A 26,112-nucleotide genomic window follows, 5' to 3' on the forward strand; every position below is an offset into this window, starting at 1 on the left:
CTATCCGTGTCGCTAGGGTATGTTAAACTAGTGATTGACTGACGGGAGAACCAGTCAGTCCGTACGGGTGCCGACCTTCCTGAACGGAAGTGAAACCCAGCCGAACGGGTGAAAGCGTCCGGTTGCAAAGCCCGTGAAGTCTGTGTATCGATTGATGATACACCGAAAGATAGGGATTTTTATGGATAAGCAACAATCGCAAGTGGACTTAGCCAATAAGTTGACGCTAAGAGAAGCTTTGCGGCATAAGGATGTCGTCCGCAACGAACTGATTGCTGGGGTAACTGGCTTCTTCGCCATCTCATACATCATTATTGTTAACCCGTTGATTCTGAAAGATGCGGGGATTCCAACTGATTTGAGTGTATTTGCGACCATCTTTTCTTCAGTGATTGGGTGTCTGATCATGGCTTTTTGGGCCAATGCACCGATCATTCTGACGCCAGGGATGGGGGTTAACGCCTTCTTTACCTACACCATTGTGGTGAACATGGGACTCAGTTGGCAAGAAGCGTTGGGTATTGCAGCCGTGGCCAGTTTTGTCTATATGCTGATTGCCTTTACGAAGGTGTCGACAATTTTATCGGAGGCAATTCCAGAGTCGCTGAAGAGCGGGATTACCGCTGGGATTGGGTTGTTTTTGGTTGAGATCGGTCTCGAAAAGGCTGGCTTAATTGTGGCTGGCAAGTCGTCACTGATCGTCTTAGGCGATTTGACCAAACCCACTCCGTTGTTGGCCTTGTTTGGACTAGTGCTCAGCTTAATCTTGTATATTCGCAAGGTTAAAGGGAACTTCTTCATTGCCATTATTGCCACCAGTTTGTTGGCATTTTTCCTTGGCGTGAAGGATAGTGATACGCCGAGTGTCGACTTAGCGCGGCTGGGACAGTATCACAAGATCGCTTTTCAAAACGATTTTTCCCATTTGCTGAGTACGCCATTTATTCTGGCAGCCTTCTCGATGACTATGATTTTGGTATTTGAGTCGATGGGCCTTCTACAAGGCTTATTGCCGAACCAAAAGAAGTTTAAGAAGACTTTTGAGGGCAGTTCGGTGACGACCTTCCTGTCCAGTTTCTTGGGGACCAGTCCAACGGTAGCAGCAGCCGAAAGTGCTTCTGGTATCGAAAGTGGTGGCCGCACGGGGATTATGGCACTAACCGCCGCCGTGTTGTTCGCCTTGTCGCTGATCTTTGTGCCCCTCTTGGCCTACGTGCCGTCTGCTGCCATTGCACCTGTGATTGTTATTACGGGGGCGTTAATGATGGCAGCCATCGGTAACATCAAGATGGCCGATTTTTCCGAATGGTTTCCAGCCTTCTTGATTATTGTGCTGATTCCATTTACCAATAGTATTTCCACTGGGTTAGCCTTTGGTTTTGTGTGCTACCCGATTATGAAACTCGCGTTAGGGAAGGGGAAAGACCTGACCTGGCCAGTTTACTTACTGGGCGTCTTGTTCCTATGTGACTTGGTCTTTAGTGCCATGTTATAAGCGGAACTTTTCGCTGGGTAAAAACGTAAGCGGTTTTACCGCACGTTAATTCAAAATTATTTGGGAGGAAATTACAATGACAATTAAAATTATTATGGATACTGATCCTGGGATTGATGACGCAGCTGCTTTGACGATGGCGATCAACGATCCTAAGTTAGACCTGAAGTTAATCACCACGGTGGCGGGAAACGTGACGGTTGATAAGACGACCATCAATGCCCAAAAGATCGTTCGGTTCTTCAATGCCGACATTCCCGTGGCAGCTGGTGCTGAACAACCCCTTTTCAAAGACTTTGAAGATGCTGCTCGGATTCATGGGGCCTCTGGAATGCCAGGTTATGAATTTCCAACGGACTTACCACGGCCTTTGAACAAGACGGCTGTTGAAGCTCTCCATGATGAAATCATGGCAAGCTCTGACCCAGTAACGTTGGTCCCAACGGGTTCATACACCAACATTGCCTTGCTCTTCTCAGAATATCCAGAAGTAAAGAGTCATATTGACCGAATCGTTGCCATGGGTGGTGCCTTGGGCAAAGGGAACATGACCAGTGCCGCTGAATTTAACGTCTTCACTGATCCAGATGCCGCTGCTATTGTGTACAAGTCTGGTGTGCCAATTGTGATGGTTGGTTTGGACATTACGATGAAGGCGCTCTTGACTCACGAAAGCATCGAAGAATTACCAAAGATTAGTGAAACGGGTAAGATGCTTCACGATATTATCGTCAATGATGGTGATAACAGTGACGATGGCATTGCGATGCATGATGTGAACACGATCTTCTACTTGTTGCACCCAGAAGCCATCAAGACGGAAGATATGTGGATTGACGTTGTCACTGACGGCCCAGCAATTGGGGAAACGGTCGGTGATATCCGTGGCGCTTACCACAATGGTAAAACCAATGCCAAGGTTTCAACAGATATTGACGCGGTAGCTTTCAACAAGTGGTTCCTTGAAGAAGTTCGCGCAATTAAGAACTAAATAGATTGAACAAAAAGGCCAGCAACGGCGATGTTGCTGGTCTTTTTGTATGAGTAAATCTGCGAAAATTTTACATAACTAAGGGTGATTCTATACGAAAACGATACATTCCCCTGCTATGATGAGGATAAATAGGGGAAGAAGATGATCACATGTCAGTAGCAGATTGGGAAACCTTAATGTTGTTAGTTGTGGTCTGGTTACCAATGATTTGGGTGGGGCGGCCACCTAAGCGGCATGGGTAGCCATCAAGGGGGCAGTATACCGCCCACTTTTATGCGAAAAATTGTAAAAAATTTACAAGATGTTGACAGAGATAACATCAATAATTTACATGAATCCGCTATGCTAGAACCTAACTTAGTAATAGTCGAGAACTATTGCCGGGGGCGCTTCCGGTGAGGGGTCTCGAGTGATGGGGGCATGGGGGATGAATCGATTTACAATTGTTCACATATCGGACATTGATTTGACGATGGATGATAATCAGCGATTGGCGACACAGCCGTTACAGCGGATTTTTGACGATCTTGAAGATCATCAAGTAGCGGCCGACTTAATCGTACTTAGTGGTGACTTACTGATTGGTGGTGACCAGCAGGGGTATCGGCAATTACACCAGTATTTACAACAACAAGAACGCCGATTACAAGTGGCGATTCAAGTGATGCTAGGTGATCGTGATGATCGGGAAGCCTTTAATCGGGGATATTTAGCAGTCGCACATCAGCCGTATTATGCCGATAAACAAGTGCATCAGAACATGGATTTTTATTTCTTAGATTCTAAGTGGGAATTAAATAAATCGGCTGGGTGGCTGGATCGACCACAGTTGGACTGGTTAAATAAGAATTTGCATTTAGCCCCGCGGCGACGGGCCTTCATTTTCCTGCACCATCCACTAGATGCGCCGGCTCTACGCGATATGCGTTACACCTTGTTGCAGAACAACCGGGAATTGTTGGCGATTCTACATGGACATAATATTGGGGGAATCTTTACCGGGCACCTGCATTTTGATGCCAATTACGTAGTGGATAGCGTTGTTCCGGTTACCGTAACTGGATCGGCAGCAACCTATATCAATTGTCAAGATCCGTACCAGCACGATGTGTATACAGGAACCACTTACAATGTGATTACTATTCAGCGCGGGATTGCCAGTGTCATTACCCATCCGCTGGCCCTCGGGCAGACAGTCATTCAGACGATTCCCGTCAACCGCACTGGCTTTGTTAAACATCGCCCCCGCGCTATACCAGTTCGCCGACCACTGCCTTAGGTAACGGGATTGGCGACCAATCTAAAAAGAATTCAGTATAGGCGATGCCCCGTCAACCAACGGGTATCGCTATTTTTGCGTAGTTGTTATTGGAATAGGCGTTTCATGTGGCCCTAATTTTCGGTATAATAGGAAACGTTAGTGCGAGCGTTCAGTTGCGTTTCGCCGGTAAGTAAGGTAAAGTATACTCAAACGTGAAACAATTGTGTTTCACAGAAACGAACTGGGAGATATTGCATGAATCCAGAAGAATTTCGGGCCGCGCTCGCTGCGCAAGGCATCGATTTAACCGCAACACAGGAACAACAATTCGCGGATTACTACCAATTTTTGGTGGCCACGAATGAGCACGTTAATTTAACCACGATCACTGCGGAGCCAGACGTCTATTTGAAACATTTTTACGACTCGTTGACCCCCGCTTTTTACGTCTCTGCATTACGAACAGAGCCTTTAACGCTCTGCGACGTTGGTGCCGGTGCCGGCTTTCCGTCATTACCCTTGAAGATCGTCTTTCCCCAATTACAGGTAACCATTGTGGATTCCCTGAACAAGCGGATTACGTTCTTAAATGAACTGGCGGCAAAGCTTAACTTGACGGGAGTGGCATTTCATCATGCGCGAGCTGAAGAATTTGGTGGCAAGCGTGCTGCTAACCGTGAAGGCTTTGACTTAGTGACGGCGCGGGCCGTGGCGCGGATGTCAGTGTTGAGTGAGCTGTGTCTTCCCCTAGTTAAGGTCGGGGGCCAATTTGTCGCTTTGAAGGCCGCACAGACAGAAAATGAATTGGCGGTTAGCCAAAAGGCCATCACGACATTAGGTGGCAAGTTGCAAGCCGATGAGGCCTTTAACCTGCCTGTTTCAAATGATCCGCGGCATATCGTCGTGATTGATAAGGTTAAGACAACGCCAAAGCGGTATCCACGTAAGGCGGGTACACCAAATAAAGAACCATTAGAAGATTAATGGGATGGGGGTAAGATAATTGCCATTTTCATTATTTGGAAATAATCGGGATAAGGCGGCACGACAACCAGCACATCCTGTGAAACAGACTGTGGTGATGATTCCAATCGCCCAGATCATTCCTAACCGATTCCAACCCCGGCAACGGTTTGACGCAACGGCGATTACGGAGCTGGCCCAAACCATTCAGGAACACGGGTTGTTACAACCCATTGTGTTACGTGAATATGAGCCGGATCATTACGAAATCATCGCTGGTGAACGTCGGTTTCGAGCAGTTTCTAGCCTGAAATGGGAAACCGTTCCGGCAATCGTTGAAAAAATGAACGATGACGAGACGGCTTCCATGGCCCTGATTGAAAACCTCCAACGTGAGGAACTTACGGCCATTGAAGAAGCGCACGCTTACCAACAATTGATGACGTTAAACCAGCTGACCCAAGCCCAACTGGCCCAGGGTATTGGCAAGAGCCAAGGCTTTGTGGCTAATAAGTTGCGGTTGTTGAAGCTAGCGGAACCAGTCCGAACGGCGATCTTGAACCGGGACATTTCAGAACGGCACGGTCGCGCCTTGCTGGCACTCTCGACAGACCAACAAGAGGCCATGTTGCAGACGATCGTAACGGATCACTTAACGGTTAAAGAAACCGAAGCGTTAATTGCCAAAGGTCACCAGCAACCGAAACGGCGGCGTAAAGTGACGAAGCACAGTGTGTCTGGTGACACGCGGGTGGCCGTCAACACGATTCGTCAGTCGGTGAAGATGGTGACGGACGCGGGCATGACGCTAACAACCAAAGAAGAAGAGACGGCGGACGGTTACCGCATTATCATTGACATTCCCAAAGAAAGTTAGAGGTGGAACGACATATGGGCTATATCATTGCATTGGCCAATCAAAAGGGCGGCGTGGGTAAAACCACGACCGGCGTAAATTTAGGGGCAGCTTTGGCCTCCGCGGGCAAGCGGGTCTTGCTAGTTGATACGGATGCGCAAGGAAACGCGACTAGCGGTGTGGGGATTCAAAAAGCAACGATCGAACGGGAAATCTATGATGTTTTAGTCAACGAAACGCCGATTAAAGAGGCCATTTTGCAAACGGAACATCCTGATTTGGATATCGTGCCAGCCACTATCCAACTCTCCGGTGCGGAAATCGAATTGACGCCAATGATGGCACGGGAGACGCGCTTGAAAGCAGCTCTCGATGAGGTGCGGGATCAATACGATTACATATTAATCGATTGCCCACCATCGTTGGGCCTGCTGACGATCAACGCGTTTACCGCAGCAGATTCCATTTTAATTCCCGTGCAAAGTGAGTACTACGCTTTGGAAGGACTGACCCAGTTGTTGAACACGGTCAAGTTGGTCCAAAAGCACTTCAATCGTAACTTGAAGATTGAAGGGGTCTTGCTAACGCTGTACGATGCCCGGACTAATTTGGGGAAGCAAGTTAACGAAGAGGTTAAGAAGTATTTCCAAAACAAGGTCTATGCGACGATCATTCCGCGTAACGTTCAGTTAGCGGAGGCGCCGAGTCATGGGATGCCGATCATTGACTATGCGCCAAAATCTAAAGGTGCTGAAGTTTACTCTGAACTCGCAAAGGAAGTGCTAGCTGCCCATGGCAAATAAGAAAGAGAAAAGTTTAGGACGGGGGATTGACGCCCTGTTTGCTGAAAATGGGGTGGATACCGCCGAAGAAAATGTAGTGGATTTGACCTTGGCCGATATTCGGCCCAATCCATACCAACCCCGGCAGAAGTTCGATCAAAAGGGGCTGAATGATTTGGCAGCTTCCATTGAAAAAACCGGTGTTTTCCAGCCAATCATCGTTCGGCAACCGGATAAGACGCTAGAACGCTACGAAATTTTAGCTGGTGAACGGCGTTTCCGGGCATCTAAATTAGCTGGCAAGACCACGATTCCGGGCATTGTTCGTGACGTTACGGAAGAACAAATGATGGAAATCGCCGTCTTGGAAAACCTCCAGCGGGAAGATTTGACCCCATTGGAAGAAGCCGAGGCCTATGATACCTTAATGACCAAGCTGACGTTGACCCAAGCCCAAGTCTCTGAACGACTGGGTAAGAGTCGTCCCTACATCGCTAATTACTTGCGGTTACTGGGGCTGCCTAAGGCGGTTAAGGATATGTTGCAGCACAACGAGTTATCTATGGGACAAGCCCGAACATTGCTATCCTTGAAAGATAAGACGAAGCTGGTGGCTTTGGCTAAACGTGCCGTTGAGCAAGGTATGACGGTGCGCGCCTTAGAAGCTGAGGTTAGCAAATTAAACGGTGCCGCGAAGAAATTGGCCAAGAAACCGGCGAAGAAAAAGTCGCCATTCTTGCGGTCAACGGAAAACCAATTGCAAGAACGCTTTGGCACGCAAGTCTCTATCAACGAGAGCCAAGGTAAAGACCAACAAGGTCGCATTGAGATTGAATATTTATCCAACGATGATTTGAATCGGATTTTGGACCTATTGGATATCCACTTAGATTAACGGACATTGGAGGAAAGCATATGTACGATTTAGGTGATTTGGTTGAAATGAAGAAGCCCCACCCATGTGGTACCAACCGCTGGGAGATTACCCGAATGGGCGCGGATATTAAGATTAAGTGTACCAACTGCGGCCATGTCGTTATGCTGTCACGCCGTGAATTTGAGAAAAAATTGAAAAAGGTGCTGGTTAAGGCCGACGCCAATAATGGAAAGAGTGAATAATTGTTATGTCATTAACTGCAGGAATCGTTGGGCTGCCTAACGTCGGTAAGTCCACGTTATTTAACGCCATCACGAAGGCCGGCGCCGAAATGGCCAACTACCCATTCGCCACGATCGATCCAAATGTGGGCATGGTCGAAGTGCCTGATAACCGGTTGGATCGGATTCAAGAACTGATCCCAGCGAAAAAAGTTGTGCCAACCACCTTTGAATTTACGGATATTGCCGGGATCGTCAAGGGGGCCAGCAAGGGTGAAGGACTGGGTAACCAGTTCTTGGAAAACATTCGCCAAGTGGACGCCATCGTTCACGTTGTCCGGGCCTTTGATGACGACAACATTACCCACGTCTCCGGTAAAATTGATCCCATCGATGATATTGAAACCATTAATTTGGAACTTGGTTTGTCTGACTTAGAAGCCGTTAACAAACGGTTGGCTAAGGTTGAACGGGCTGCTAAGGGGAGCGACAAGGAAGCTAAGGCTGAATTGGCCGTTTTGCAAAAGATTAAGCCGGTTCTCGAAGCCGGCGGTGCCGTGCGGACAATTGACTTTGACGAAGAAGAAATGAAGATCGTCAAGGGCTTGTTCTTACTGACATCCAAGCCAGTCTTGTACGTGGCTAACATTGCCGAAGACGACATGGCTGATCCCGAAGACTCTAAGTACTTTGGGTTAATCAAGGACTATGCGGCTAAGGAAGGCGCCGAGGCCATTGCTGTGGCCGCTGAAGCTGAAGAAGAAATTGCACAGTTAGATGATGACGAGAAGCAAGACTTCTTGGAAGCTGAAGGCGTCGAAGAACCCGGCTTGAACCGGCTAATTCGGGCGTCATATCATCTCTTAGGCTTACAAACGTTCTTCACGGCTGGTGGTAAGGAAACACGGGCGTGGACGTTTAAAACGGGGACTAAGGCCCCTCAAGCGGCTGGTATTATTCACTCCGACTTCGAACGAGGCTTCATTCGTGCCGAAGTCATGGCCTTTGCGGATTTGGATCAATTTGAATCCGAAGCAGCGGTGAAGGAAGCCGGTAAACTCCGAGTTGAAGGGAAAGACTACGTGATGGAAGACGGCGATATCGTCGAATTCCGATTCAACGTTTAGAAGGGAATTCAAGAGTAATGAGTGATAACAAGCAGACGCCACGGAATGCGGGCGTCCACCAAAGTCGCAATACAGTAGCGGTTAACGAGCGGGCAGCTTTCGATAATGTTGGACTGACCAAGCGGAACGCCGATTACATGTATCGCTTTAACAAGGCATTAGAGAAGACGAAGTTGACGCCAGAAAAGAAAGCCAAGGCCGTCCAAGAGATGGTCGATGAATTGGTTGAAGGTCAAAAGAGCGGGAAGACCGCCAAGAACCTTTATGGGGATGTTGCGGATCGCGTTCAATTTGTCGTTGAAGGCCCGAAAGTTCAAGGAACCGGTGTGGTCTTTGGCGGCCCCAATTATTGGCCGAACATGATCTATAACGCCTTGACGTTCTTCATGATTTTCAACCTGATGTTTGGGTTAATGTATCTCTTCAGTCCGAAGCTGATGACGACTAGTCAACCAGTGGGGATTACCGCCATTACGGTGAGTGCTTTGGTAGCTGGATTTATCTTGCCAATCATGCCACGGCTATTTGATCCTAAAGTTAAGCACAAATACAACGGTTGGATTCGCACCGTGTTCGTATTACTGGGCTTCGTGGTCTGGATGGCGCTGTTCTATCTAGCCCAGATGTTGCCAAACGTCATCAACCCAGTGCTGATGCCATGGCCAAGCATTATCTTGGGCGTGCTATCAATTGCCGCGATGATGTGGATTCGCCGGACCTACAAGATCCGGGGCGGCTTCTTTGGTTAATTAAACGATACTGGTGGAATACCAGTGAGCGAGCGTGGTGCTTAGGGCGCCCGCTCGTTTTTCTTTATTGAGAAAAGGGGTGTGTCGATGACAGTCGTATTAGTGGTTGCCATTATGATTTACTTTATTCAAGACCAGTTTGAGTATAGTCCGGTTCATCGGTTGACGTTCTTATTGGTCCCCTTGTTTACGTGTTATATGTTTATGAAGGCCTTTGTGTGGACACCGTTAAATGGCGGCATATTGGTGTTACTGGTGCTCTTTGCTGCATGGGTGAGTCACTATCAGGCGAAAGCCACGCAGATTCGTGAGGAACATCGTCCCGTGTCTTATTTTCAAGATGCGACGGGACATGAGGTGCCCATCTATCGCAAACGCGTGACGAGCCAGGGCGGACACGGTTATTTACGGGGGTGGGTGCTCGTGATTATCGCACAAGTGATTATTGAGGCCACGTACCTCCATGAGACCATAACAACTCATAAGATTTGGGAAGTGGTCTGGGAAGAAGTGCTGGCTGACCTATTAACACCTTACCGATTTGTCACGTCTGGCGCCCATACCAGTTGGATTTTATGGGCATTGACTGGCTTCACGAGTTTGGGATATACGTTATGGTTATCTCACCAGTTTCCCAAGGTTCGTCAAGCGGTGTTTGGCGCTAAGGATGATTAAAAGTCCACTTGACGATTTATAGGCCTAGGTAACTTAAACACTAATAGTTCGATGAGAAACCTTGACCATCGCAGTTTAGACTGGTAAATTAAGAAACAATATCTCCCAGGATTCCTAACCGAGCCTGAGACTAACTAAGAGGAGCGAGATCAACTATGTCTAATTGGGACACGAAGTTTGCTAAAGAAGGATTCACTTTTGATGATGTTTTACTAATACCTGCCGAAAGTCACGTTTTGCCGAATGAAGTCGATCTGAGTACCCAATTAGCACCTAACTTAAAGTTGAACGTTCCATTTTTAAGTGCCTCCATGGATACCGTCACGGAGACGAAGATGGCCACGACAATGGCCCGTAACGGGGGCCTCGGGGTCATTCACAAGAACATGAGTGCTGATGATCAGGCGAAGATGGTAGCTGCTGTGAAAGCTATCGAAAACGATGCCAGCCAGTATCCTAACGCAGCGGTTGATGCCAACAACCACTTGTTGGTGGCGGCAGCTGTCGGCGTGACATCGGACACCTTTGATCGGGCCAGTGCTTTATTAAATGCCGGTGCGGATGCGATTATTATTGATACCGCCCATGGCCATTCCGCCGGGGTATTGCGTAAAGTTGCTGAGATTCGTCACCAGCTTCCAGATGCTACATTGATTGCGGGCAACGTGGCCACGGGCGAAGGAACACGGGCCCTGTTTGAAGCCGGTGTTGATGTTGTGAAAGTGGGTATCGGTCCTGGTTCCATCTGTACCACGCGGGTAGTTGCCGGTGTCGGTGTGCCGCAATTAACAGCAATCTATGACGCTGCCCAGGTGGCTCGTGAATTTGGCAAGCCGATTATTGCCGATGGTGGGATGAAGTATTCTGGCGATATCGTTAAGGCGTTAGCTGCTGGTGGTAACGCCGTGATGTTTGGGTCAATGTTCTCCGGAACAGACGAAGCCCCTGGCGACATCATCGAAGACGGCGGCAAGAAGTACAAGACGTACCGTGGCATGGGGAGTTTGGCTTCCATGTCTCATGGTTCAGCCGACCGATACTTCCAAGGCGGCGTTAACGAAGCCAACAAGTTGGTACCGGAAGGAATCGAAGCCCGCGTCGAATACAAGGGAAGCGTCAATGACATTATCTTCCAAATGGTCGGTGGCTTGCGTTCCGGAATGGGTTATACGGGGAGTGCCACGATTCAAGACTTGATTGATAACGCGCAGTTTGTGCGGATTTCAAATGCCGGGTTGATTGAATCTCACCCGCATGATGTGCAAATTACCAAGGCTGCACCTAATTACAAATAAAGTTGTTGGAGCCGGTTTAGACTTGACCAAAAATTAGTATCCAACAGTTCTGCCGTCCCGTAACTCGCAAAGTTACAGTGGGCGGCTTTTTATTTGTGATTGTTGATGGGGGGGTCATGGCTCAACATGAACGATGAGATATGACTTGGCGTGTTCCCGTTAAATAGTGTAAAATTAAGGAATGGTAAAGTGGCTTACAGCCACCTAAAGGTTCGGGTTTTCCGACCGCAGACCAGCGTTGATTTGTTAAACTAGATTTAAACCTACCGGGAAAGACCGCTAGTGAAGTTGCCTAGCTGGTAAAGGAGACTAGCACTTATGAAAATTTTAGTTGTTGATGATGATAAAGAAATTGCCCAATTGTTGGAAATTTACATTAAAAACGAAGGGTACGAACCCATTACGGCTTACAATGGGAAAGAAGCCCTAACCAAGTTACACACGACGCCTGATATTGCACTGATGATTTTAGACATTATGATGCCTGAAATGAGTGGGATTGAAGTGGTGAAGGAAGTTCGTAAAGACTCACAGATTCCAATTTTAATTCTGTCGGCGAAGACCGGGGATATGGATAAGATTCAAGGGTTAATCACGGGGGCTGATGACTACGTAACCAAGCCATTTAATCCACTTGAAGTGATGGCGCGGGTGAAGTCGTTGTTACGGCGAAGCCAAGATCAAGTAACGGATGATAGTCCAGACATTTTGGATATTGGGACGCTCACAATTAACAAGGACTCGCATGAGGTTAAGACAATTGCGGGGCTGACGATTTCGCTGACGGCCTTAGAATTTGGGATTTTGTACTTGTTGGCGAGTCACCCCAACCGGGTCTTTTCCGCTGATGAGATTTTCGAACGGGTTTGGCGGCAAGAAAGTATTGTGTCGGCGAAGACTGTCATGGTTCACGTGAGTCATTTACGGGATAAGATTGAAGAGGCCACGAACGGCGAAAAGGTTATTCAGACCGTTTGGGGCGTGGGTTACAAGATCGAATCACATTAAGCAACGAGGGGTAGATAGGAGTCAACATGGTCAAACGACAGCAAGCGCAATTGAATAAATGGCAGGGGGCCCACATATGAAGTTAACCACGCGCGAAAAGAGTGCCCTATTTATGGAAGGCGTCGTGACGGTGATTCTCTTGCTGATGATCAATTTGGCTTTGTTGGTAATGATCAGCCAAGCCATCGAGAGTAATCCCGGTTTGCGGGACGGAATCTTTATTATCAAACGTTCAGTTGTGTTCGGTCCCAATCATTTCCAACTCTGGAGCTGGGAGAATGTTTTCATTAGCTTCTTAGGACTAGCTGACATCCTGGTCGTTTGGTGGCGGTTGATTCGGCGCTACCGGCAAATGCAATTACACCACATCATTGATGAATTGCATTATATTGCCAGTGGCCATTTTGACCACCGGGTGCCGTTTCGGGTGACTGGCGACGTGCAACGGGTAGTGGATTCGGTGAACGCACTGGTAGATTCAGTTATTCACTCGATGGATGAAGAACGGGCGATTGAGAAGTCGAAGGACGAATTAATCACGAACGTGAGTCATGATATCCGGACGCCGTTAACCTCAATTATTGGCTACTTAGGGCTGATTGAGGATAAGCAGTATCATTCACAAGCGGATCTCTTAAAATACACGCACACAGCCTTTTTGAAATCTAAGCAAATGAAATCATTGGTGGAAGACCTCTTTGAATACACGAAGGTGCGGCAGACTGATACGCCGTTGAGTCTAACCAATATTGATCTGGCAGCGATGCTGGAACAGCTAGCAGCTAGTTTTGAATTAGAGGCTCAAAAAAAGGGGATGACGATTGGGGCTAGCAGTACGCCCAGTGTGTTGATGATGGAAGCTGACCCTGAAAAGTTAGTCCGGATTTTCAATAATCTAGTGGCTAATGCCTTGAAGTACGGTGATGGGGGCAAGCAAATTAACCTGATTGCCAAACAAATTAATGACAATGAACTGGAAGTCCGGGTCACGAACGATGGGCCTAAAATTCCTAAAGAGTCTTTATCGATGATTTTTGAACGATTCTATCGAGTTGAAGAATCTCGTTCTAAGGAAACCGGTGGAACTGGGCTGGGGTTGGCGATTGCGCAGAGTATCGTTGCACTCCATGGCGGCTATATTTATGTAGAATCGGATGATGATTTAACGAGTTTTGTGATTCATTTGCCGGTTAAACATGACCAACCACTAGCCATTCCACAACGCTTAAAAACAACCAATTAAATCCAGCGGGGAACCGCTGATTACATAAGACAGAGGAGTTTTAACATGAAACGTTTGAAACAACTAATGGTGGGCTTGGTCACAGCGATGACGTTGGTTACCGGGGGCTTCAGTACGTTAGGGGCGACGGTAACGGCCCACGCGGCTAGCAGTAACAGTACAACGGTGAACTTGCAGGCGAAAGCCGGAATTGCCGTTGATGCTAAGACGGGGCAGATCCTGTACGATAAAAATAGTGATCAGTCACTACCAGTGGCATCGATGACGAAGCTGTTATCGGTTTACCTGGTTTTGGATGCGATTCATGATGGTAAATTAAAATGGGATCAAAAGATTACGGTCAATAAGGCGACGGCCAAAGTGGCCCAAAATACGAACCTGTCCAATGTTCCTTTGCGTGCCGGTCACAGTTATACCGTTAAGTCGCTGTATCAGGCGTCATTGATTTATTCAGCTAACGGTGCGATTGAGGCGTTAGGGACAGCCGTTGCGGGATCGCCACACGCGTTTGTGACGAAGATGAGAGCAGAAGCTAAGACGTTAGGCATGACGAATGCCAAGATTTATAACGCTTGTGGGCTGACTAATAAGCAAGTAGGTAAATTGGGTTACAGTAACGTTAAAGGCTCAACTGAAAACGAATGGTCAGCAGCCGATCAAGCTAAGTTGGCGGTGGCTTTGGTGAACAAGTACCCCGAAGTTCTAAAGACCACCAGCATCAAAAAGATGTGGTTTGAAAAAGGGACGTCAGATGCGACTAAGATGGAAAACTGGAACTGGATGTTAAAGGGGCTATCAGCTTCTTACAGCAAGTTACATGTTGATGGGCTAAAGACCGGGACGTCAGACGCCGCCGGTGCCAACTTCACGGGGACGGCTAACAATAATGGCAACCGGATTATCACGGTCGTGTTGCATGCCGCTCACAAGTCGGATACTGACCCAGCTCGTTTCAAGCAAACGCAAAAGATGATGTCTTACGTTTACAATAATTTTAAGACGGTGACTTATAAGGCTGGGAGCCAAATTACTGGTAGTAAGACGGTGAAAACCCATGATGCCAAGCAGTTAACCGCTAAGACGGCTTTGGCCAGTGGGATCAAGCTGTGGATTCGTGATGACCAAGTGGCCAGCAACGTTCACGCGACGACCCAATTAAAGTCGAAGTTGACCACTAAACAGGCGTTGGAAGCACCCGTTGCGAAGAACACCCAAATCGGAACGGCAAATATTTCTTTGAAGGGTGATCAACTAGGGTTCTTAGGCAATACGAAGACGACGAAGGTACCACTGAAGGTTACCCAGTCTGTTGAAAAAGCGAACATCTTTGTGCGTGCTTGGCGCGCAATCGTGGCGTTATTCTAATTTGAAAAGCGTTAACTGGTCATCAGCCCTTGAGGTTGGTGGCTTTTTAATTGTCCAACGAAAATCAAGTGCTGACTATAAAAATAATTTCAAGGATTGTGAACAGCTTAAACGTTGCTACTAGGCAAGTTAGCAGCGTATTGAACATGGTTGAGGGCCTGTTGTTTTTTTGACAAGTCAAGCATTAATGTGCGAAGATACTTTTATTATTAGCCAGAACACGCAATTTTTAAGATTATTTTGAGGATAAAGGGAGTTGGCATTTGTGAATATGATTAAAGGCGAATGGAATTACATTCGGCATAATCGGTTGATCTTAATCTCCGTATTAGCCATTATGTTTATTCCGTTCCTCTATTGTATCTTCTTTCTGAAATCGGTGTGGGACCCGTACGGAGAGACTGGTAAGTTGCCGGTCGCGGTGGTTAACCAAGATCAGGCCGTGACGTATCAGGGGCAAAAACTAAACGTTGGGGATCAAACGGTCACCAATTTAAAGAAAAATCATCAGTTGGGCTGGCGCTTTGTTTCTGCTAAAACGGCGGCTGATGGGTTGAAGCACCATAAGTACTATACGGTGATTACAATCCCGAAGAACTTCTCTGCCAATGCGGCCACAGCGCTGGATACGCATCCGAAGAAGATGACATTTTCCTACAAAACCAATGGTTCAGCTAACTACATCGCCCAAGTAATGAGTGAAGTGGGTTCAGACAAGCTGAACAGTGAAATCCGCGCCAAGGTGACGAAGGCATACGCCCAAGCCACGTTTAAACAGATTTATGCGGTTGGTAAAGGGATGAACAAGGCCGCTAAGGGTTCGGCTCAGTTGAAAGACGGGACGGTCACCTTAACCGATGGCTTGAACACCTACACGACTGGGGTTCATAAACTGAATAATGGATTGCAGCAGATGAAGACGCAAGTACAGCCACTGGCTACTGGTATTCAGAAGCTAGCAACGGGATCAGCTTCGCTTCAGAGTGGTTTAGTGAAATACACCGCAGGAGTTGACCAATATGCTACTGGGGTGGATGCCTATACGAGTGGTGTTGGTCAATACGTTAATGGTGTTAACGCTTATACAAATGGTGTTAGTCAGTTAAGCGCTGGGATGCCTAAGTTAACTGCTGGAACTAGTGAATTAGCCAGTGGTGCCAACTCATTAAAAGATGGGACTTATAAGTATGTAGACGGTGTCTACACGTTGAACTCAGGTGTGAAATCCTTGGGCAGTGGTGCGACTGCACTGGCTAGTGGTGTAACACAATTAGCTAACGGTAGTTCAACACTTAATTCAGGTTTGGCTACATTGAGTGGAAACTCTGGTACGCTTAATAGCGGCGCCAGTGGCGTTGCTAATGGTGCTAGTCAGGTAAGTGCTGGTGTTCAAGAGTTACAATCACAATTGAACAGCTTGATGGGTGGCAACACTGTATCTGATTTACAGCAAGCCCAAGCACTTATTTCTAATTTACAGGCTATTCAGAATAATGCGCAATTAACAGCACTGAGTACTAGCTTATCACCGGCCTTAAAGAATTTAATTGCGGCTGAGGCTCAGTTAAATCAGGCCATGTCAACAGAAAAGTCCGTAGCTTCTAAGTTAACATCTGATGCTTCATCTGGAACGACGACTAGTTCAACGACAACTAATGGCACTGCGAAGTCAGCGGTAGCAGACGCAAAGAACGCTACTGCTGCGGCTCAAGCAACGGCTGATAAAATTGCCGCAGCCGCAGGTGATAGTTCAAAGGTTGCAACGTTGACCAAGACATTAAAGAGTGAACTGGCGGAAGTGCAGAGCCAAACTGGGAATATTAACACAGCAAATTCCGAAACTACAAGTACGTCTCCTAATGCTAATGTTAAGGCGGATGCTAGTTCTTTAGTCGAGGCTCAGAAAACTGTAGCGGCGGCGACAGCTGCTTTTCAGACCGCTATGACTAATGTAATGACAGCGATGAATCAAACTGGATTAGATGCCACAACTGTTTCAGAACTGTCTCAATTAACGAGTGCATCAAGCAGTATTAACTTAAATGACCTATCGAAAAAGCTGACCAGCTTAGGTGCTATGGCATCAGATACAACCCAATTACAAAGGCTAATTCAAGGCGCTAATGACCTGAGTAAAGGTGCAACTCAACTCAGTACGGGAGTTAATGATTATACTTCTGGTGTTGATAAGGCCTTTGAGGGATCTAAAGTTCTGAATACGGGCTTGTCTAAGTTAAACAGTCAAGTTCCAACGTTGACAAATGGCGTTACACAAATTGTTAATGGAACTGCAAAGTTGGCTAAGAATGGATCAAGTTTAAAGAGTGGTTCAAAGTCATTAGCTACCGGAGTATCAACTTTGAATTCTGGCATTCAAGCAGCTGCATCTGGTGTTAGTCAGCTAAATGCTAATACACCAAAGTTAACCGCTGCTGGCGCCAAGCTAAACGCCAACACACCGAAGTTAACCGCTGCTGGTAACAAGTTGATGAGTTCTTCAAATCAACTGAATCAGGGGGCAGCACAACTCAGTTCTGGGTTAACTACTTTGAATAGTAAGGTTCCAACCTTAACAAGTGGGGTTAACCAGTTGGCTAATGGTTCACAGCAACTTGATGACAGCAGTGCCAAACTTATGGCTGGTGCCAACAAGCTCCAAAAGGGTAACGGCAAGCTTGCCAAGTCCTTGAAGAGTGGTGCAGATGAAATTAATGCGCAACCATTGACCAGCAAGACAGCTGATATGTTTGCTGCGCCAACTAATTTGAAGCACGAAAGCTATAGCTACGTACCAAACTACGGGCATGCCTTAGCACCATACGTGTTGTCTGTGGCCCTTTATGTGGGGGCGTTGGTCTTCAACTTTGCCTTCCCAATTCGGAAGGTTTCCATGGCGGGCGGTTCTGCTACCGGCTGGTACTTGAGTAAAGTCTCGATTGGGGCATTTGAAGCCTTAGCTATGGGGTTGATTGAACCAGCCTTAATGATGTTGGGTGGTTTGAGTGTCGATCATCCAGGATCCATGTTCCTGGTATCGGTCATGTTTGCCGAGGCGTCGATGTTCATTGTCATGTTCCTGTCGATGCTACTGGATAACCCTGGTCGATTCATTGCCATGGTTCTCTTGATGCTCCAACTCGGTGGTTCCGGTGGGACCTTCCCAATGGAAGTCACCAACCACTTCTATAACGTGGTTCACCCATTCCTACCAATGACTTACTCAATCCTCGGATTCCGGCAAGCCATTACTTCTGGGATGAGTGGCATGGTTGGGCAGGCCTTCTGGATGCTACTGCTCTTCACGGTCATTGGTTTAGCCTTACTTTGGCCAACGATGATCTGGCTGCAGAAGAAACATTTGATGGGCTTATCACAACTTGATGATAACCAAAAATTGCAAGCGGTAGAGGACCCAGAGTCTAATTCCCATTCATAAACAGTTAAAATAAATCCCGTCTCATCACAATTCTATGTGGTGAGACGGGATTTTTAATTGTATAAGTAGCTATTTCTTCAAGACCAATGTTTTATTGGCAGTAATGTAAGTTCCATTGGTTAAAATCAGGCGAGTAGTGATGCCGTGTTGCTTAATAGCCTTAATTTTAAGAACGATTCCTTTGCGATAGTGCCGCACCTTGCTGGTGAGATTAACTTTGCGGTAAGCGTTGATTCCTTTGTCACTGATAACCATAATCTTTTTGGGATTCGTTTGATAATACGTATTAACAACATAGTTGGTGTTGGCCGTAATGTAGCCTGTCTGTCCGGAAGTGGTTTTCACTTTGTAGCGAAGAGTGCCCGCTTTTGTTCGCGCGTAGCCGATGACAGTGAATGTAGGCCGTTTTGTACGCGGTTGTTTTTGGTACCAACGAATACGATTATTTTTAGTGAAGTTAACGGTTTTGTATAAACCGATCTTACGAGTAGCGTAGACTGAGATTTTGCTTACAGATACTTTAGTAGCTGTTGAATCGCTGATGCTATCGGTGGTACTAGTAGTGGAAGAACTGGTGGCAGAATTTACATTGCTGGATGCGGGACTACTAGACTCTGAGCTACTAGAATCAGTAGCACTATCTGCATCAAAACGATATGTAATGGTTGGGTTGCCTTCCGTATCAGTTGTCAGTGTGGCTTTATTGAAAGTGTAGCCCTTAACAGTTGGTGTGGCCTCAAGCAGTGCCGCTTCGATAGTTTGAGCATAATTGGTTGTCTGCACGCCATCATTATCGTCAGGAACGCTAAGGAACATGCCAGTGTCAATAGATTTATTATTGTCGTCTACAAAATTAATTGTGAGGGACTTGGTTGCATACGGAGTGGTGTATAGTGCCTTAAAATTCTTCACGTCGGGTATTTTGAAGTAAACGTTCGCAGCGGATTCCATGAAGTAGGCTTCTTTTTGGGCCAAATTGATTCTAAGTTCGCGTAAGAGACCGCTGAATGGTGAGTCTTTGGTAGCGATTTTGTTACCGTCAGCGTCATAGTAGTCATAAGTCCCGGAGTCAAAACTAGTTACTATAAACGAACTTGATGGATATTTGATCCAAGCAATGTCACCACTATCAACGCCGTAAGTAGTTCCATCACTGGTAGTTGTTGAACTGGAAGAATCGCTGCTGGTAGTAGTTGTAGCGGCACTAGTCGTTGGTGTGCTGGTATCTGCGTGGCTGGTAAGGGGGTAGCTTAATGCTAAACCAGTCAGCAAAGTCGTGCTAAGCAGTAAGACAGTATTAAAATATTTTCTACGCATGTAGGCATTCATTCCTTTGAAGTTTGACTTAGCTCTAGCATAGATCGCGAAACTTATACTAACTTTATCCATTAACTATTACATTCTTTAATGCATGCATTAGCACATGACATAATACAATCATTATAGGTTAATACTATTCCGAAAAGAAGGTCTCGATCGAGTATTTACGGAAGTTTACCTGACAAATTGGTGAATGAAAGGGGAATTGGTTGCATTTTGGTGGCAAGTTTACTAGACTAAAAATAGTTGCACACAACCTTTTTTTGCGAACCAAGTCAAGGAGGAATCTGAATGTCAGTGGAAAATTACGATTACGATGTCTTGTATCTCGGAAGTGGCCATGGAACGTTTGACGGTGCAATTCCATTAGCGGCCAAAGGGGTTAAGGTTGCGGTGGTTGAAGGTGGCCTTATCGGCGGAACCTGCCCCAATCGGGGATGTAACGCCAAGATTACCTTAGATGCGCCCGTTGCCTTACAACGACAATTGGCGGCTCTAAATCCCGTTATTACCGGCAATACCACGATTAACTGGCCGGCCAATATGGCGCACAAACATGAAGTTATTGACGGTTTGCCGAACTTTATTGGTGGTCTCTTAAAGGACAACGGCGTTGAGGTGATCACGGGTTATGGTAAGCTAACCGCGGCTCACAGTGTTCAAGTGGGAGATCAGACCTATACGGCTGATAAAATTGTGTTAGCGACGGGCTTACATTCTCACCGGTTGGCCATTCCGGGTAGTGAATTAGCCCACGATAGTGAAGATTTCTTGAATTTGACCAGCCTACCGGCCCGGATGACCGTGATTGGTGGCGGGTACATCGCCTTAGAACTAGCCACTATCGCCAATGCGGCTGGTAGTGACGTGACCATCTTATTGCGGGGGCAACAAGCCTTACGTCAATTCCACCAGCCATTCGTTGAAACGGTGCTCAGTGATTTAACTGACCGGGGAGTCCAGATTCTGAGAGAAACGCAAGTCACGGCGTTAAAGCAGGCTGATAACGCGCTACAGGTCGTCACGGACACGCAGGGGACACTGGTGACCGATTGGGTTTTGGACGCCACTGGCCGGGACCCGAACACCCAAAACCTCGGCCTAGAAGATGTGGGGGTCGCCTACACCGATCATGGGATTACCGTAAATGACCATCTACAAACCAGCGTCCCTAATATTTATGCTTCCGGAGACGTGATTGACAAGGAACAACCAAAATTAACACCAACTGCCATTTTTGAATCGATGTATCTCAGTCAGACTTTCGCGGGCGAGACGACCGAGCCCATCGACTATCCGGCGATTCCAACGGTGGTCTTCACTTCGCCACGCTTGGCGCAGGTCGGGGTGAGTGTTGCTCAAGCCCAAAAGGACGGCGCTACGGTTGAGACCAACCATGTGCCAGACGATTGGTACCGACAGGTGGGTAAAGAAAGTCAGGGTGACAATGCCTTGATTTTTGATGCCGAACATCATTTGATTGGTGCGACTGAAGTGAGTGAACAAGCAGCGGACGTGATTAATACGTTGTTGCCGGCCATTGAGTTTCAGTATGGTCCGGCTGAAATTGGTCGGTTAGTACACCTCTTCCCAACAATCGGTGCCTCAGCGTGGGGCCAATTATAGACAGACAATCGGGATTGTGACCTTGGTCACGGTCCCTTTTTTGCGTATAATGAAGGGCATTATCAGAAAGAGGGAATGGCTATGCCAGCAATATTTCGATTGATCACAGCTGCCGATGAGGCCCAAGTCGTCGCCATTTATAACCAAGCAATTGCGACTAAGGGGAGTACGGCAGATTTAACACCATTAACCGTGGCTCAGCGTCAACCATGGTTTCAGGAGTTTTCACCGGACCATTTTCCATTGTGGGTGATTGAAACCACGGCAGGCATTGTGGGGTACGTCGGGTTAGAACCCTACAGCGACCGGCAAGCTTATGCGCAAACGGCCGAAATTGCCATCTACTTATCGGCTGATGCCCAAGGACAGCATTTGGGAACGCAAGCACTCAACTGGGTTGAGTCACAGGCACCAGCACTGAAGGTGACTACGATTATTTCCCGAATTTTTGGACACAACCAAGCCAGTCGGCATCTCTTTGAAAAATTAGGCTATGACCATTGGGGGCATCTTCCGGCAATCGCTGATATGCAGGGATTCGTCGCGGATTTGGAAGTTTACGGCAAGCATCTGTCATGAAAATCCGCTGTACATTTTCACAAGCCTTTAATTAAAACAGATAAAATCGCGGTTTTCCTTTGCTAAATATCGCATCTGTTGTATGAAAATGGCATGAAACATGTTAAAATATCATCGTGTGGTTTTATCGCTAACGGATAAACCTGTTAACTTGCTTCATATCTCAGAGTATTCAACGGAGGCAAACATTCTTGAATAAACGACGGCCAAACCCCAAGCAAGTGCCTGACCCGGATGAACCGTTATGGCGGTCGACACTGCGGGTAGCCATGCCCCTTAACTTGAGTTACATTCCGATTGGGCTGGCTTGTGGGATTTTGCTACACGCGGCAGGGTTCAATACCTTATTGACGGGACTCGTCTCACTTTTGATTTTTTCTGGTGGGGCTCAATTCCTGATTGCCACGATGTTAACCATTAATTCCCCACTACTTTCAATTGTCTTGATGTTGTTCTTTTTGGAATTACGGTATGCATTATTGAGTTCGAGTTTATCACCGTACTTAAAGGGTCAGTCGAATCGCTTTTTATTTATTTTCGCCATTTCGCTAAATGATGAAAACTATGCGATCAACTACTTAAAGTTCGCAACGGATAAGAAATGGACCGGTAAGGAAGCCTTAATGGTGGAACACTATTCCTTGCTGTTCTGGGCGGTCAGCAATGTTATCGGTAGTTTGATCGGTAGCGCGTTAAAGATTGACCTCAGCATCGTTAATTTCGCATTGACGGCGTTATTCTTATACATGATTGTGATGCAGATCAAGAATCGCTTGACGATTGTGATCTGTTTGATTTCGGGTGTGCTGGCGGCAGTCTGCATGATGGCCACCAAGAGTACCCTAGGATTGGTTATTTCAACACTGATTGCTTCGTTGATTGGCTTTTTGCTTGAGTCAACGTTACGTAAAAAGTTACCGGATAGCCATTGGCTGTGGAAACTTCGAAGCCCGGGGGCGAAAAAGTCAGCAGTTGAAAATTCGAATGAATAGGACACAGGAGACGCTATATGAGTACAGTTAATACGTGGACCAGTATGCAACATTTTTGGTTAATCATCCTGGGCTTCTTCGTGGCTTTTATTCCACGATTTTTACCCCTAATGCTGTTTACCAAACGCGCAATTCCGGAATGGTTCAATGAATGGATGAAATACGTGCCGGTATCACTATTTACGGCGCTAGTGGTCAAAGATATCTTTATTGATAGTGCCACTTACCAATTGGTATTCGGTCATATCGCGGAAATGTTGGCGGCGGTGATTGTAGTGGTGATTGCCTACCGAACCCGTTCAATGGCGATCTCAGTCATTGTGGGATTGATCGCGGTTTTTCTGCTGTCACTGGTTGTTGCGTGAATTTAATTAAGTAAATGAAGTTAGGCCGTTGTGAAACGGCCTTTTTTAATCCCACTAGAAAAAATCGCTATCCATCGGTGATCAATCCGATAGGTAGCGGTTTTTCTGTGAGGCCATCCGCGGTGGCCCACACGTATTGAGTTGATTACCTAAGCATGAACATGGGTATCGTCATACATATATGCCCGTGTCATTGGTAACATCCGGGCTGAAGGGCCCTTTGAAATCAAATACTGAATCACGTCAATATTACCAGACTTGAAGGAAGCAGCGCAAGCCTGTAAATAAAGATCCCACATCCGAACGAAGCGTTCGTCAAACATCTCAGTCACTTCGGCGCGGTGTTCGTTGAAATTCTTATCCCAGATTTCGACCGTCTTCTGGTAGTGGCGGCGCAGCGGTTCCATATCATCGATCTGCAAACCGTTCTCAATGATATGGGTGGTGTTTTCCACTAAACCGGGCACATAGCCACCAGGGAAGATCCATTTGTTTAGCCAACCATTATTGGCACCGCCTTGTTGCCGGGTAATCCCATGGATCAAAGCAACACCGTCATCCTTCAGGTACTTCTGAACGCAGTTGAAGTATTGGCCCAGATTTTCTTGACCAACGTGTTCGAACATACCGACAGAGGTGATGTAGTCCCATTGTTCTTTACCCAGTTCCCGGTAGTCTTCTAGCCGAACTTCGGCTACGTCTTCTAACCCATCTTCTTTGATGCGGGCGTTGACGTAGTCGTATTGTTCTTGACTCAAGGTAATCCCGGTAACGTGCAGGCCATAATCCTTGGCTGCCGTCAGCATCAAAGTTCCCCAACCACAGCCAATGTCCAGTAAGGTTTTGCCAGGTTGTGGGTCGAGCTTCTTGATGATGTGGTGAACTTTGTTCATTTGTGCCGTGTAGAGGTCATCTTCTGGCGTTTCAAAGTAGGCACAGGAATAAGTCATGGTATCGTCTAACCAGAGCTTGTAGAAGTTATTACCGATGTCGTAGTGGTTCTGAACATCGGCTTTACTTTCCTTTTCAGTGTGCTTTTGTTTAGGCAGGACATTGATGAATTTCTTGTTATGGAAGAAACTCTCGGCATTTTCGTAGGCCGCGGTTAAGAGGTCTTCGATACTACCGTCAATTTCAATGGTGCCATCCATGATGGCTTCTCCCAACGCAATTGAGGCGTTACGAGATATTTTCTTGACCGGAATGGCCTCGTGAATAGTAATGGTGATGTCAGGAGTGCCAGTCCCATAGACATCGGTGGTGCCGTCCCAGTAGTTAACGCGGACGGGAATGTTGAAAGTGTGACTCAGAAACGTTTTGTAGAATGTTTTTTCAAGCATGTCAGGGGTCCTTTCCGGTTTTTCTTAAATAAGATTTCAAGAAAACAAAATTTACTACGCCATTATACGCCTTTCATCGGGTAATAGGTAAGGGGGAACGCTCAATGTAACCGCTTAAGTTTAAAACGTCGGTATTTCTCCCAGCAAAAGCACAGGAATCCATCACTAGGCATGGTATAATAAAGGTATAATTTACCAGCGGAGGTCTTCATTTTGAAAAAATGGGTATGGGTCGTGGCGACAATCGTTGTGGCACTGCTGATTGGTGGTTACGCGTATTCAAATCATCACGCAACAGCCAAAGAGTACCAAGCGGCAATGGCTAACGGGCGTACTGCCATTCAAAGCAAACATTATACACAAGCCGAAAGCTACTTCCAGAACGCTTTAAAGCGCCGGTTGAACGATAAGACCGCTCAACGGTACCTGACGCAAACGCAGCGATTCGTTTCGGCGGAAGACGCTTTAGATGATCTGCATTTTGCCAGTGCGCAAACGCATTATCAAACCGTTCGAGACACGAAGAATGGGTCACAAATCTTAACCAAGCGGGCACAGGATCGGTTAAAACAAGTTAAGACCATTCGAAGCAACGTTAAACAATTCAAGAAGTTATTAAGCCAGGCGCAGGGCCAAAATGAGGCTTTGAATTATGGGCAATCAAATACGACCTTGGATGAACTCTTTAACAATAGTAAATTCCGGCAACGTTACTACAAGAACTTGTACAGTCAAGCGTTGGCTTTACGTAAAGCCAATAATGCCGGTCAAACGGCTTCATTGGCTAGCAGTGCAAGTAGTACGGCCGCAGCCTCATCCTCAAGTGAGAGTAGCGCTACGAGCAGTAGTACTGCCACGAGTAGTTCTAGTGCATCACTGACGTCATCAGAACAGGCGGCGGCAAAGAATTACTCGGGAAGTAACGAGTATACGGTAACAAAGAAGCAAAAGGAACTGAACGGCAAGACCATCACGGCGGATCAAATCGCTAGTGCCCGGAAGACCATTAATGCGGCAGGAGTTCAAGCAGACGCAATGAGTGATCAAGACGTGCGGGTTGCTTTACAACAGGCGAATAAGAAGGATATGTCGTTATCGGCATACGCCAAACAATATCTGCAATGAACCGGAAGATTCGAGAGTGATACTCGAATCTTTTTTATTTGTCAGTAGGTGAGTCAACCCAATAACCTTACCTTTTCTAACGGGTTAGTTATAAAAGTTAACATGTAAGGGAGGTCAATAAACTAATCGTAAAAGAAAAACATCAGCTAAATAACTGATGGTATTAGGTAATTGTGGGTGCTTAAACCCGGTATTATAACCTTTTTCTTTCAAAAAATTGAATATTGTTACGAAAAATAAGCAAGTCATTATTCATGCGAAATTGGTAAGGACGTTTTACTATATAAGTAGAATCAGAATCTACAAAGGGGGTTAGGTGACACAGCCCTCGAAATAGCGGGTGAGCCAATCTTGGGGGATGGGGCGACCTAAACTGATTTGATTCCCAAATCACCAGAAGCTATTGGGGGAGCTATGT

General features: G+C 46.7%; 23 protein-coding genes. 21 read left to right on the top strand and 2 right to left on the bottom strand.

The window, feature by feature from the left end:
- Positions 1–181: 181 nt before the first annotated feature.
- From ACP4IT_RS07455 to ACP4IT_RS07530, 16 genes are all read left to right on the top strand, one after another.
- Complete coding sequence (locus ACP4IT_RS07455; RefSeq protein WP_011668849.1) at positions 182–1,495, top strand: NCS2 family permease; 1,314 nt, start codon at positions 182–184, stop codon at positions 1,493–1,495.
- Positions 1,496–1,571: 76 nt separating this feature from the next.
- Entirely contained in the window at positions 1,572–2,486 is a 915-nt protein-coding gene (rihC, locus tag ACP4IT_RS07460) for a ribonucleoside hydrolase RihC (protein ID WP_011668848.1), read from the top strand.
- 430 nt (positions 2,487–2,916) lie between these two features.
- Positions 2,917–3,768: a metallophosphoesterase family protein gene (locus tag ACP4IT_RS07465; protein WP_225364394.1), complete on the top strand. Its 852-nt coding sequence runs from the start codon at positions 2,917–2,919 to the stop codon at positions 3,766–3,768.
- Between the two features lie 237 nt (positions 3,769–4,005).
- A complete protein-coding gene (gene rsmG, locus ACP4IT_RS07470; protein WP_011668845.1) occupies positions 4,006–4,734 on the top strand; it encodes a 16S rRNA (guanine(527)-N(7))-methyltransferase RsmG in 729 nt (242 codons plus the stop codon).
- A gap of 19 nt (positions 4,735–4,753) precedes the next feature.
- Positions 4,754–5,590 carry a nucleoid occlusion protein gene (gene noc / locus ACP4IT_RS07475; RefSeq protein WP_426855437.1) on the top strand — a complete coding sequence of 279 codons (837 nt, stop codon included), beginning with the start codon at positions 4,754–4,756 and terminating at the stop codon, positions 5,588–5,590.
- 14 nt (positions 5,591–5,604) lie between these two features.
- A complete protein-coding gene (locus ACP4IT_RS07480; protein ID WP_011668843.1) occupies positions 5,605–6,372 on the top strand; it encodes a ParA family protein in 768 nt (255 codons plus the stop codon).
- Positions 6,362–7,246 carry a ParB/RepB/Spo0J family partition protein gene (locus tag ACP4IT_RS07485; protein ID WP_011668842.1) on the top strand — a complete coding sequence of 295 codons (885 nt, stop codon included), beginning with the start codon at positions 6,362–6,364 and terminating at the stop codon, positions 7,244–7,246. The genes ACP4IT_RS07480 and ACP4IT_RS07485 overlap by 11 nt, the downstream gene beginning before the upstream one ends.
- A gap of 20 nt (positions 7,247–7,266) precedes the next feature.
- On the top strand, positions 7,267–7,470 hold the full coding sequence (locus tag ACP4IT_RS07490; RefSeq protein ID WP_011668841.1) for a DUF951 domain-containing protein: 204 nt from the start codon (positions 7,267–7,269) through the stop codon (positions 7,468–7,470).
- A gap of 5 nt (positions 7,471–7,475) precedes the next feature.
- Positions 7,476–8,576 (top strand): redox-regulated ATPase YchF, encoded by a 1,101-nt coding sequence (gene ychF / locus ACP4IT_RS07495; protein WP_011668840.1) that lies wholly within the window; start codon positions 7,476–7,478, stop codon positions 8,574–8,576.
- 17 nt (positions 8,577–8,593) lie between these two features.
- Positions 8,594–9,325 (top strand): DUF1129 domain-containing protein, encoded by a 732-nt coding sequence (locus ACP4IT_RS07500; RefSeq protein ID WP_011668839.1) that lies wholly within the window; start codon positions 8,594–8,596, stop codon positions 9,323–9,325.
- A gap of 87 nt (positions 9,326–9,412) precedes the next feature.
- Complete coding sequence (locus ACP4IT_RS07505) at positions 9,413–10,000, top strand: hypothetical protein (RefSeq protein WP_065201718.1); 588 nt, start codon at positions 9,413–9,415, stop codon at positions 9,998–10,000.
- A 155-nt stretch (positions 10,001–10,155) separates the two neighbouring features.
- Positions 10,156–11,295 (top strand): IMP dehydrogenase, encoded by a 1,140-nt coding sequence (gene guaB / locus ACP4IT_RS07510; protein ID WP_011668837.1) that lies wholly within the window; start codon positions 10,156–10,158, stop codon positions 11,293–11,295.
- Between the two features lie 318 nt (positions 11,296–11,613).
- The gene (locus tag ACP4IT_RS07515) at positions 11,614–12,303 is read left to right on the top strand and encodes a response regulator transcription factor (protein ID WP_011668836.1); all 690 of its coding nucleotides are present in this window, start codon (positions 11,614–11,616) and stop codon (positions 12,301–12,303) included.
- Positions 12,304–12,379: 76 nt separating this feature from the next.
- Positions 12,380–13,546, top strand: a complete 1,167-nt coding sequence (locus tag ACP4IT_RS07520) for a sensor histidine kinase (protein WP_011668732.1) — start codon at positions 12,380–12,382, stop codon at positions 13,544–13,546.
- Positions 13,547–13,591: 45 nt separating this feature from the next.
- Positions 13,592–14,911 (top strand): D-alanyl-D-alanine carboxypeptidase family protein, encoded by a 1,320-nt coding sequence (locus ACP4IT_RS07525; RefSeq protein WP_172757535.1) that lies wholly within the window; start codon positions 13,592–13,594, stop codon positions 14,909–14,911.
- Between the two features lie 271 nt (positions 14,912–15,182).
- A complete protein-coding gene (locus tag ACP4IT_RS07530) occupies positions 15,183–18,347 on the top strand; it encodes a YhgE/Pip domain-containing protein (protein WP_035465530.1) in 3,165 nt (1,054 codons plus the stop codon).
- 69 nt (positions 18,348–18,416) lie between these two features.
- Here the strand turns inward: ACP4IT_RS07530 and ACP4IT_RS07535 are convergent, their stop codons facing one another.
- Complete coding sequence (locus ACP4IT_RS07535; protein ID WP_051053387.1) at positions 18,417–19,664, bottom strand: DUF5776 domain-containing protein; 1,248 nt, start codon at positions 19,662–19,664, stop codon at positions 18,417–18,419.
- A 294-nt stretch (positions 19,665–19,958) separates the two neighbouring features.
- Between ACP4IT_RS07535 and ACP4IT_RS07540 the strand changes: the two genes are divergently transcribed.
- The 4 genes from ACP4IT_RS07540 (at position 19,959) to ACP4IT_RS07555 (ending at position 23,229) form a co-directional block, all read left to right on the top strand.
- Positions 19,959–21,293, top strand: coding sequence for a dihydrolipoyl dehydrogenase family protein (locus ACP4IT_RS07540; RefSeq protein ID WP_015474332.1), 1,335 nt, complete (start codon positions 19,959–19,961; stop codon positions 21,291–21,293).
- Positions 21,294–21,374: 81 nt separating this feature from the next.
- Positions 21,375–21,872, top strand: coding sequence for a GNAT family N-acetyltransferase (locus ACP4IT_RS07545; protein ID WP_024855392.1), 498 nt, complete (start codon positions 21,375–21,377; stop codon positions 21,870–21,872).
- Positions 21,873–22,141: 269 nt separating this feature from the next.
- Positions 22,142–22,864 carry an AzlC family ABC transporter permease gene (locus ACP4IT_RS07550; RefSeq protein ID WP_225350053.1) on the top strand — a complete coding sequence of 241 codons (723 nt, stop codon included), beginning with the start codon at positions 22,142–22,144 and terminating at the stop codon, positions 22,862–22,864.
- Positions 22,865–22,881: 17 nt separating this feature from the next.
- Positions 22,882–23,229: an AzlD domain-containing protein gene (locus tag ACP4IT_RS07555; RefSeq protein WP_011668725.1), complete on the top strand. Its 348-nt coding sequence runs from the start codon at positions 22,882–22,884 to the stop codon at positions 23,227–23,229.
- A 149-nt stretch (positions 23,230–23,378) separates the two neighbouring features.
- Here ACP4IT_RS07555 and ACP4IT_RS07560 read toward each other — a convergent pair whose 3' ends face one another.
- The gene (locus ACP4IT_RS07560; protein WP_141268160.1) at positions 23,379–24,569 is read right to left on the bottom strand and encodes an SAM-dependent methyltransferase; all 1,191 of its coding nucleotides are present in this window, start codon (positions 24,567–24,569) and stop codon (positions 23,379–23,381) included.
- 213 nt (positions 24,570–24,782) lie between these two features.
- Between ACP4IT_RS07560 and ACP4IT_RS07565 the strand changes: the two genes are divergently transcribed.
- On the top strand, positions 24,783–25,694 hold the full coding sequence (locus ACP4IT_RS07565) for a hypothetical protein (RefSeq protein ID WP_015474327.1): 912 nt from the start codon (positions 24,783–24,785) through the stop codon (positions 25,692–25,694).
- Positions 25,695–26,112 lie beyond the last annotated feature (418 nt).

It is taken from the genome of Levilactobacillus sp. LN180102 (assembly GCF_050106635.1).
GTDB classification, from domain to species: Bacteria; Bacillota; Bacilli; order Lactobacillales; family Lactobacillaceae; genus Levilactobacillus; species Levilactobacillus brevis.

Bases quoted from the DNA above. Each gene is read 5' to 3' on its own strand.
- ACP4IT_RS07555 (WP_011668725.1), top strand. From the start codon at position 22,882: ATGAGTACAGTTAATACGTGGACCAGTATGCAACATTTTTGGTTAATC.
- ACP4IT_RS07505 (WP_065201718.1), top strand. From the start codon at position 9,413: ATGACAGTCGTATTAGTGGTTGCCATTATGATTTACTTTATTCAAGAC.
- ACP4IT_RS07550 (WP_225350053.1), top strand. From the start codon at position 22,142: ATGCCCCTTAACTTGAGTTACATTCCGATTGGGCTGGCTTGTGGGATT.
- ACP4IT_RS07480 (WP_011668843.1), top strand. From the start codon at position 5,605: ATGGGCTATATCATTGCATTGGCCAATCAAAAGGGCGGCGTGGGTAAA.
- ACP4IT_RS07465 (WP_225364394.1), top strand. From the start codon at position 2,917: ATGAATCGATTTACAATTGTTCACATATCGGACATTGATTTGACGATG.
- ACP4IT_RS07545 (WP_024855392.1), top strand. From the start codon at position 21,375: ATGCCAGCAATATTTCGATTGATCACAGCTGCCGATGAGGCCCAAGTC.
- ACP4IT_RS07455 (WP_011668849.1), top strand. From the start codon at position 182: ATGGATAAGCAACAATCGCAAGTGGACTTAGCCAATAAGTTGACGCTA.
- ACP4IT_RS07490 (WP_011668841.1), top strand. From the start codon at position 7,267: ATGTACGATTTAGGTGATTTGGTTGAAATGAAGAAGCCCCACCCATGT.
- ACP4IT_RS07535 (WP_051053387.1), bottom strand. From the start codon at position 19,664: ATGCGTAGAAAATATTTTAATACTGTCTTACTGCTTAGCACGACTTTG.
- ACP4IT_RS07540 (WP_015474332.1), top strand. From the start codon at position 19,959: ATGTCAGTGGAAAATTACGATTACGATGTCTTGTATCTCGGAAGTGGC.
- rihC (WP_011668848.1), top strand. From the start codon at position 1,572: ATGACAATTAAAATTATTATGGATACTGATCCTGGGATTGATGACGCA.
- ACP4IT_RS07530 (WP_035465530.1), top strand. From the start codon at position 15,183: ATGATTAAAGGCGAATGGAATTACATTCGGCATAATCGGTTGATCTTA.
- ACP4IT_RS07500 (WP_011668839.1), top strand. From the start codon at position 8,594: ATGAGTGATAACAAGCAGACGCCACGGAATGCGGGCGTCCACCAAAGT.
- ACP4IT_RS07485 (WP_011668842.1), top strand. From the start codon at position 6,362: ATGGCAAATAAGAAAGAGAAAAGTTTAGGACGGGGGATTGACGCCCTG.
- ACP4IT_RS07560 (WP_141268160.1), bottom strand. From the start codon at position 24,569: ATGCTTGAAAAAACATTCTACAAAACGTTTCTGAGTCACACTTTCAAC.
- ACP4IT_RS07520 (WP_011668732.1), top strand. From the start codon at position 12,380: ATGAAGTTAACCACGCGCGAAAAGAGTGCCCTATTTATGGAAGGCGTC.
- ACP4IT_RS07515 (WP_011668836.1), top strand. From the start codon at position 11,614: ATGAAAATTTTAGTTGTTGATGATGATAAAGAAATTGCCCAATTGTTG.
- ychF (WP_011668840.1), top strand. From the start codon at position 7,476: ATGTCATTAACTGCAGGAATCGTTGGGCTGCCTAACGTCGGTAAGTCC.
- rsmG (WP_011668845.1), top strand. From the start codon at position 4,006: ATGAATCCAGAAGAATTTCGGGCCGCGCTCGCTGCGCAAGGCATCGAT.
- ACP4IT_RS07525 (WP_172757535.1), top strand. From the start codon at position 13,592: ATGAAACGTTTGAAACAACTAATGGTGGGCTTGGTCACAGCGATGACG.
- guaB (WP_011668837.1), top strand. From the start codon at position 10,156: ATGTCTAATTGGGACACGAAGTTTGCTAAAGAAGGATTCACTTTTGAT.